An 8,253-nucleotide genomic window follows, 5' to 3' on the forward strand; every position below is an offset into this window, starting at 1 on the left:
TGAATGATCACGGATCCCGTGTCCGCTCTGTCGCCCTCCCCAACTCGCTGCATCCTCACGCCAGTTGGGCGACTCGGGAACTTGCGCAAGCCCTGTCCCCCGCCTGAAGCCGTGGGAGCGGTCGGAGAACTGCGGCTCGTAATAGGCTTCCAGCAGGGAGCGTATTACTTCTTGCAGCAGCTTGTCCGACCATGAGGGCAGCCCCAGAGGGCGGCGTTTCCCTGGTGATCCTTTCTTCTCGATATACACACGCCGGACCGGGGTCCACCGATAGCGCTCATGCCGCAGCGCATCGATGATCACCTGAATCTTCTTCAGGCTCATGCCGTCCACGGTCTCCATGGTGGAGCCGGGCGTCATGGAACCGTCATTACGGTAGATCTTCCCGTAGGCACGCAAGTACAACTCCGGGTTGAACAGGTGCCGGTACAATCTCTCCAGTGGCAATCCTCTCTTGCCGCGTTCATGGATGATCTCCATCAGGGCTTCGGCTCTCTGCATTACGCGTACCTTGCCTCTCCGGATATCGTGGAACCTGTGCCACTTGGCCCTGTAAGCGGCTTTCCCGCTCTCCTTGGTGGGGCGTTACTCCCACGACTACTATTGACACTCCGTCACCGTAGGGATCTCGTCCCTTAGGCAATCCCGAATTCCTCTTGCATTGGACGTATCGAGCGTGACGTAGGCGACCCGTCCGTTCCCTTGAGTGAGCTCGTTGCCCACCGCCCACCAGCCGGAAGATTGGGGCGAAGCAAAGGGGATTCGCCTGATACTGGTGGCTCCGCTCCGGGCGTTGTATGTCGGAGGATGCACATTTCCATCACTGGGAACTGGGCTTCAAACAGTCTGGTCTTCGCCATATCACACGGACCTTGCGCGACAGCACCTTAAACGCCTTCGCAGCGCTTCACGCTTTCCCGTCATGCTGTTGTCCCCTCGCGCTTTCGCGTCCAGGTAAGACGGGCGATCCAGAGGCTTCTCCTTCCGAACCTCTACTCTCTGAAAGAGTGATCCAACGCCGAGTTAGACGGCGCAACTTCGTCCTGCGGCCCGGCTTTCCCGGCTTCCCCGGCAGGTCGTTACCCCTGCGACTACTACGGACACTCCGTCACCTTATGGCTCTCGCCCCTTAGGCGATCCCGCGGTACGTCTTTGCTATACGTATCTAGCGCAACTTAGGTCGCCCACTCATTTCCTTAGCCGCCCTCATTGGGAGGCGTCTCCTATCCCGGAGGTGCCCGACCAAACGTCACATAGCCAGGCAGGGCGGGAGCATCGGTTTCAGGTGCTGTTCCGATGGGTTTCTACTTGTGCCCCTGGAAATTAGGCTTTAAGCAATCCAGCTTTGACCATATTGCGCGGATCTTGCGGCGCTCCGTCGTCATGCACCTTCAGATCGGCTACCGCTTTCCTGACATGCTACGGTCCCCTTTGGCTTTCACCGCCAGGTGAGTCAGGTGATCCAAGAACCTCCTCCGAGTTCGTCCCGGATAATCCGGGGATACAACAAAGCGCCTCACGGCGCACGCCGTTCATAGACCGTCTTCCACGGCCCGAACCGTTCCGGCAGATCCCGCCACTGCACACCAGTCCGCACACGGTGCAGAATCCCGTCGATCACCTGCCGGTGATCCCGCCACCGGCCACAACGCCTATTGCTGACCGGCAGATACGGCCGCAACCGCTCCCACTCCGCATCACTCAAATCACCCCGCCCCATGTCCACATCAACGACTCGGACACCGAGTAGTCACATGATCGGCGCCGGACAAGTCCTAGTTAACGAGTACGCACCGCTTCCGGCCCCGATCCGCCAGGTTCGAGCCGGAGGCACTTTAAGAGACGCAAAACGCCGGTTCCTCGCGTACTCCTCTCCATCACGCTTGCCGGACCCACCCCATCTGGCAGTACTGGACACGTCCCGGCTTTGTCAGGGCCGCTCTCGCCCTCCCCGGCATCACCCGGGTCAGGCCGCCCTCAGCCTCAACCACACTGCTGCGACAGGGAGTTGGCGCAGGTTTCCCCCTCCACGCGAACCAACAGCGCCTCACGGCGCAAACAGAAGTTGAGCCGGTACCCTGGGAGATGAACGAAGCCACCGAGGGCTTCGGCCTGCCGGCCGCTGCCGCACAGCGCAGCCTCAGCAAGAACCCTGCGCAGGCGCGACACACACGTGCGCAGCTCTCCGACCGCACCCGTCGACTGGTTTTCGCCCCACAGCGCGTCGCCCAGTTCGAAGACCGTCACCGACCGCCCGCGCCGCAGAATCGCCAGTACGGCACGCTGCTACGGCGGGCCGAGAGCGACCTCCTTCCCGTCGGCCCAGGCCCTCACCGGCCCCAGGGACGGCGAATCGCACGCATCCTTCTCAGAGCGGTGTCCGTGGGACTCATGATCTCCGTGCGTGGCACGGTACCGGTGCCGCGGTCTCACACTGTCCATCACCCTCGGAACGCCGGCCCCACTGCCCCGGCCCCACTGCCCCGGCTCCCTGAGCCGGCGCCCCTTCGGGGGAGCGCTTGCCCCGGGTATCCAGCGCCCACGTAGTATTCAGGATATTTCCGAGTTCACGGATGCTGGCCTTTGGGAGCCCCGGACGGGGTGGGCCGCGGTCCGAACAACTGCGGAGAGCAGGGCAACGGCAGGCCCCGAGGCCCGCCGGAACGGAGGAGAACCGGATCATGCACCCGGAACCGTCCCCCGCCACGCGCACCCTGGACGAGGCGGTCTCCACCTTCGTACGGCTCCGGCCCCGGCTCTTCGGCATCGCCTACCGCGTGCTCGGCAGTGCGACCGAAGCGGAGGACGTCGTCCAGGACGCCTGGCTCCGCTGGGACAGGACCGACCGCTCGGTCGTGGTGGACCCGGCTGCCTTCCTGGCCAGGACCGCCACCCGCCTGGCCATCAATGTGGCCCAGTCCGCCCGGCTGCGGCGGGAGACGTACCTGGGGCCCTGGCTGCCCGAGCCGCTCGACACCAGTGCGGACCCGGCGGTGGGGGCACAGCGGGCGGAGGCGCTGGAGCTGGCCGTGCTTCTCCTGCTGCAGAAGCTGGGGCCCACCGAACGAGCGGCCTACGTACTGCGTGAAGCCTTCGACTACCCCTATGCGCAGATCGCCGACATCCTCCGGCTCAGTGTCGTGAACGCACGTCAGATCGTGAGCCGCGCCCGCAAGCACCTCGCCGCCGAACAGCGCGAACCCGTGGGCTTCGCCGAACACCGGCGCCTGCTGGAGGCGTTCATCGCGGCCGCCCAGTCGGGTGATGTCACTTCCCTGGAGGGGCTCCTCGCCTCCGATGCCATCAGCTACTCGGACGGGAACGGGATCAGGGGCGCCGCCCGGGTCCCTGTACGGGGCAGGGCCCGAGTGGCCATGCTCTCCTCCATGATCGGGAAGTACTTGCCGAACGCGGCCCCTCGCCGGGTGGAGGTCAACGGACAGGCCGGGGTGCTGCTCCACCAGGACGACGCCCCCGTGGTCCTCATGACCTTCACGGCGTCGCACGAGGGCATCCGGCAGGTGATGTGGATGATGAATCCCGAAAAACTCGCGGTGTTCGCCCGGTCGCGTCACCGCTCCACCGAGGCGGTCGTCCCCGGCCACCCGGACCGGTCCGCGACCGGTGGGCACTCCTCGCTCGGTCCCCGCTCGTCATGACCCGCGGTGAACTGTCGGTAGGTCTCCCACCGGACGGGCCCGCCGGGCGGGCCGCCCCCGGGACAGCCGCGGCCCGGTGAGCCCGGAGGATCACAGCGAGTCCTCCTCCGGGCTCACCGGGAAGCACAGCCTCACAGTGCACACTGTTCCTCGCACAGTGTGCACTAGCCGGCATAACCCATCGGTATCGCCGGGTCCGCGCTGCGCCCGGCCGTCTCCACCGACCGCGACGCAGGCACTGCTCCTGCTGTTCAACTCCCTCGCAGTCTCGGGTTGTCCGCTGCCGTGTGACGCATACGACGCAGGGAGGTATTGCGCGAAGAGGACCCTGGTGCGCACAGTACGCGGCAGCCGCTGATGCCACCCGGTGCCCCAGATTGTGTAGGGGAAAAACCAACATTGGGGTACGGTCGCTTCAGTCGCTCCTGATGCTGTGGCTGTGAACGCCAGAGCTGACAACATGCCGGTGCGACGGATCGATCCATTCCGTACGCGGCAGTGGGTTTCTCACGCCGGTAAACGCGCCCGGCATGTCCCTACATGCGTCGCTTCGGTCGCTGAGAGGAGGAAGAGATACCCTCTGAACTGGCATTTACGAAAGCGACTCGGCACTGTGCGGAGCCCCGCTGTGCGCCACACGTGTCGCTCCGGTACCCCTTCCGGCCACCGGTGTCTTCTGCGGCCCCGCACTCCTTGTCATCGGTGCGGGCGCCCGCATCAGGGCCTTACCCACCGGCCGTGCCGGGCAGCTCGTCGGCGGCGGCCTCGAAGCAGGCGGAAGACGACCGTTCGTACCGGGAGACCGCAGGTGAATGACTCCCCTGGCTGGGGCGGCGACGGGGTGTTCGACCCACAAGAGGCAGCCCGGCAGATCCTTCTAGCCATGCCGGCCGCCCGGACCACGGAACCGGACCACGACATCCCCGCCATGAACACGGAGACCATCAGGAACAGGATCATCCCGGACAGCCTAAGCGATCGAGGAAACGCGAAGCTCTTCGTCTCCCTGTACGGGCGGGGCTTCCGGCACGTCCCCGGCCTAGGCTGGTACCGCTGGTCCGGGTACCGATGGGAGCCCGACGAGGACAACGCCGTCCTGTGGGCCGCCGGGGAAATGGCGGAATCGCTCACGGAGATCGATCCGCTCGAACAGCACACCAGCACCGCTCTGCGCCGTCACCGCCGCCGTGCGTTGTCCACATCGGGCATGAAGGCGATGTTGATGCAGGCCAAATCCGCGCCGGACATGGTGCTGAACGCGGCTTCGCTCGACGCCGACGCCTACGCCCTGTGCACCCCCGAAGGAGTAGTCGACCTCTACACCGGAGATCTCTGCACGCCCGACCCGCAGAGCCAATACAACTCACGGGCCACGGTCGTCGCACCCCATGCCATGCCCACACCTCGGTGGGACCGCTTCCTGACGGACACCTTCGGTGACGACGCCAGTGGCCGGCAAATGATCGGCTTTCTGCACGAGTTGCTCGGCTACTCCATCACAGGTGACGTCGGGGCCCAAATCATGCCTTTCCTCTACGGACAGGGAAAGAACGGAAAGAGCGTCCTGCTCGACGTGATGGTCAAGCTGCTCGGCGACTACGCCGACGCGGCGCCCCCCGGATTTCTCATGGCCCGCCCCTTCGAGGGCCATCCCACCGATCTGGCCGAACTGCATGGTCGCCGCATCATCGTGTGTTCCGAGCTGAAGCCGGGTGACCGGTTCGACGAGGCGCGGGTCAAACTGCTCACCGGGGGCGACCGCATCAAGGCCCGCCGCATGCGGCAGGACTTCTTCAGCTTCCCTCCGACACACAAGCTGTGGCTCCTGGGGAACCACCGCCCCGAAGTGGGCACCGGCGGCTACGCCTTCTGGCGCCGGATGAAGCTCATCCCGTTCGAACGTGTCGTGGCCGACGACCGCAAGGTCGACAACCTCGCGGACGTTCTGGTCACCGAGGAAGGGCCGGGCATCCTCCACTGGCTCGTGCGCGGTGCGCGCCGGTATCTGAACGGCTCCCGGGACCTGACCGGGCCGGAACGCGTCCGGCTGGCCACCAACGCCTATGCGGAGACCGAGGACCACACGGGCAGGTTCCTCACCGAACGCTGCACCCGGCATCCCGCCGTGCGCGCGGAACAGGCCCAGCTGTACGCGGCCTACAAGGAGTGGTGTCATATGGAAGGCGCCAATCCGGCATCCTCCCGGGCTTTCGCCGCCCGTGTCCGAGAGACGGTGGGTCTCATGAGTCCCAAGCAGATGGTTCTCTCCAATCAGCGCAAGTTCTACCCGGGTATCGCGCTCGGCCCTGATTCCGAGAAGCCTTCGTGAGCTGCCCGGTTCGCTTGGGCAACAAGAGCTCAACGAAAGAGGCGTTTCCTTGCCGTGCCCCGAGAATCCCCCGGCAGCGGCGACGCCGCCCCTCAGGCCACCGCGGTGCCCCGCGGCAGATCGCGCCGGGGCCGGGCCGGGCGGGTCGCCACGGGGCGCATCGCCCATCGTCCCGGACAAAGCGCGTCCCACCCGCGGGAAAGACACTGACACACGCTCACAGACACTGACCGCGGAAGGATGGGCCACCGGTTGAGCTCCCTGATCGAACCTTCGCAGCTCGTCCACGAGACCGATCTGATCTGGCTCGAGGACATCGGCTGCCTCGACTACGTGCGGCAAACCGTGGACCGTCTGCCGACGAGGCGGGGCAGACCGCCCTACCACCGGGACGGGCGGATGGTGGGATACGCCGTGCTGGGGGCTGGCGCCCAGGCTTCACGGGCTTCCGGGACGTTCCTACGCCGTGTCTTCTGGCTCCTTCCCCACGACCGGGACGGCCGGCCCGAGGGCCTGTACGCATCCGCCGCGCCCTCGGAGTCGGTCGACCCGCGGACCGCCGCCCCGCGTAAGAAGGGCTACAAGACCCAGCGTTCGGAGGGCGGTCCCCCCTCGGACGCCATGCGCGAGATGGGCATCACCCTTCCGAAGGCCTGAGCGCAGGCCGGTGTCCTCCTCAGCGGTCCGGACCGAGAAACGGGGCCCTCCTCGATTCTCTCCCGGGCCGGACGGACGGGACGAGTACGTCCGCAGAAAAGCCGGAGCTACTCGGGCGGGTTCGGTCGCTGAGCCCCGCCGCCTCCGAAAACCGCTGGTCACGGCGGGGCGAGCCCTTGCTCAGCGACTCAAGCTACGCACCTTGTGAACTATCCCGGCGGCAGAGAACACAAAAGTGTGCGTCATAGATACGGGCCTTCAGTCGCTCCAGTCGCTGTTACCGGCGTCCGGACCTGCCGTCACCTGGACCTTCGTACGGACACCACGGCAGCGACCCAAGCGGACTCGGTCGCTCGGGCGGTGTTCCGGGCCCGTCCAGCTGGGAGCCGGCCAAAGCTCGGGGCCGAACACCTCGTACCGAATCGAGCTCGGTGACACACCCGCCTTGATTGAAATCGATATCCGCCCGCAGTCTCGGGCCTGGAGACACCAAGCGAACATAACGTTGGTAACAATGTCCTTGCAGATGCCACTGTGTCCCCTCGGGACGGGTACACTTGACACTGTGGGTTCCGGGCGCGAACGCTAATCCCCCGGGCGCGGCGCTCGGAACCACTGCTCTCTCTTCCCCCCACCTGGCCCGGCTGGATCGGTCCGGCCAGGTGGGGGGGCCTTGACCCCGAATCCTGAACACGGGTTATGCGGCTGGTGCCAGCGTAGTTGGTGTGAGGTGGAAGGCGTTCTCGAAGGCGATCGGTGATCGCTGTCCGAGGCGGGAGTGTCGGCGCCGGGTGTTGTAGCGGTGGAGCCATCTGAAGGCGTCGAGTCGGGCCTCGCGCTCGTTGGGCCAGCTCTTTCGTCCCTGCAGGGTCTCGCGTTTGAAGGTCGCGTTGAAGGACTCGGCGAGTGCGTTGTCCGCGCTGGACCCGACCGAGCTCATGCTTCGCCGAACCCCTGCTGACCTGCAGGCTTCAGCGAAGGCCCTGCTCGTGTATTGGGCGAGTTCAATCGGTCGTTGCAACACCGGGCTGTAGTGAGCGTAGCTGTTCCTCGAAGACCTCGGCCGGTGTCCGCCAGCCGAGGATTTTGCGGGGCCGGTTGTTGATTGCCAGGGCGACGGCTTCGAGGTCTGCGGACGACCACCGGGAGAGATCGGTGCCCTTCGGGAAGTACTGACGCAGCAGCCCGTTCGTGTTCTCGTTCGTCGGTCGTTGCCAGGGCGAGTGCGGATCGGCGAAAAACACCTTCGTCCCGGTGTCGAGGGCGAACTGGGTGTGGCCGGAGAGTTCCTTCCCGCGGTCCCAGGTGAGGGTTTTACGCAGTTGCTCGGGCAGCTGCGTCATCGATGCCGTGAGCGCCGCGTTCATCGCGATCGCGCCATAGCCTCCGAGCGAGGGACCGTTCTTCACGGGCGGATTCTCACCCCAACCCACGAGCCGAGGCAGGTGCACGAGGAGCGTGGAGCGGCTGCTGCGCTCGACAAGAGTGCCGATCGCGGAGCGGCCCGTCCCGATGATCAGTCGGGTAGCGGGGACGTATTACTATGTCCCCGCCCCCTCAGAACCGTGCAAGCAGCTTTCACCGCACACGGCTCAAGCAAGCCCCAAA

4 protein-coding genes and 4 pseudogenes are annotated in these 8,253 nt (G+C 65.6%); 3 read left to right on the forward strand and 5 right to left on the reverse strand.

Annotation, left to right across the window (positions count from 1 at the left end; all coding sequences use genetic code 11):
- The 3 genes and pseudogenes from ACGFU7_RS46940 to ACGFU7_RS46950 all read right to left on the reverse strand — a co-directional run.
- Nucleotides 1–501, reverse strand: a pseudogene (locus ACGFU7_RS46940) (RNA-directed DNA polymerase); the annotation flags it as partial.
- A 1,021-nt stretch (nt 502–1,522) separates the two neighbouring features.
- Nucleotides 1,523–1,720 (reverse strand): annotated as a pseudogene (locus ACGFU7_RS46945) (transposase); the annotation flags it as partial.
- Nucleotides 1,721–1,983: 263 nt separating this feature from the next.
- Nucleotides 1,984–2,247, reverse strand: coding sequence for a hypothetical protein (locus ACGFU7_RS46950; protein ID WP_393704842.1), 264 nt, complete (start codon nt 2,245–2,247; stop codon nt 1,984–1,986).
- A 434-nt stretch (nt 2,248–2,681) separates the two neighbouring features.
- Here ACGFU7_RS46950 and sigJ point away from each other — a divergent pair, with 434 nt between their 5' ends.
- The 3 genes from sigJ to ACGFU7_RS46965 all read left to right on the forward strand — a co-directional run bounded on the left by sigJ (nt 2,682) and on the right by ACGFU7_RS46965 (nt 6,645).
- On the forward strand, nt 2,682–3,659 hold the full coding sequence (gene sigJ, locus ACGFU7_RS46955) for an RNA polymerase sigma factor SigJ (protein ID WP_393704844.1): 978 nt from the start codon (nt 2,682–2,684) through the stop codon (nt 3,657–3,659).
- Between the two features lie 928 nt (nt 3,660–4,587).
- A complete protein-coding gene (locus tag ACGFU7_RS46960; RefSeq protein WP_393704847.1) occupies nt 4,588–5,988 on the forward strand; it encodes a phage/plasmid primase, P4 family in 1,401 nt (466 codons plus the stop codon).
- Nucleotides 5,989–6,240: 252 nt separating this feature from the next.
- Nucleotides 6,241–6,645, forward strand: coding sequence for a DUF6009 family protein (locus ACGFU7_RS46965; protein WP_393704846.1), 405 nt, complete (start codon nt 6,241–6,243; stop codon nt 6,643–6,645).
- A 697-nt stretch (nt 6,646–7,342) separates the two neighbouring features.
- Here the strand turns inward: ACGFU7_RS46965 and ACGFU7_RS46970 are convergent.
- Nucleotides 7,343–7,645 (reverse strand): annotated as a pseudogene (locus ACGFU7_RS46970) (transposase); the annotation flags it as partial.
- 4 nt (nt 7,646–7,649) lie between these two features.
- Nucleotides 7,650–8,165: pseudogene (locus ACGFU7_RS46975) on the reverse strand (IS30 family transposase); the annotation flags it as partial.
- Nucleotides 8,166–8,253: the final 88 nt, after the last annotated feature.

Origin of the sequence: Streptomyces sp. NPDC048473, from assembly GCF_043200155.1 — a bacterium.
In the GTDB taxonomy this organism is placed as follows: Bacteria; Actinomycetota; Actinomycetes; order Streptomycetales; family Streptomycetaceae; genus Streptomyces.

Coding starts and splice junctions, on each gene's coding strand:
- sigJ (WP_393704844.1), top strand. CDS start 2,682: ATGCACCCGGAACCGTCCCCCGCCACGCGCACCCTGGACGAGGCGGTC.
- ACGFU7_RS46960 (WP_393704847.1), top strand. CDS start 4,588: ATGAACACGGAGACCATCAGGAACAGGATCATCCCGGACAGCCTAAGC.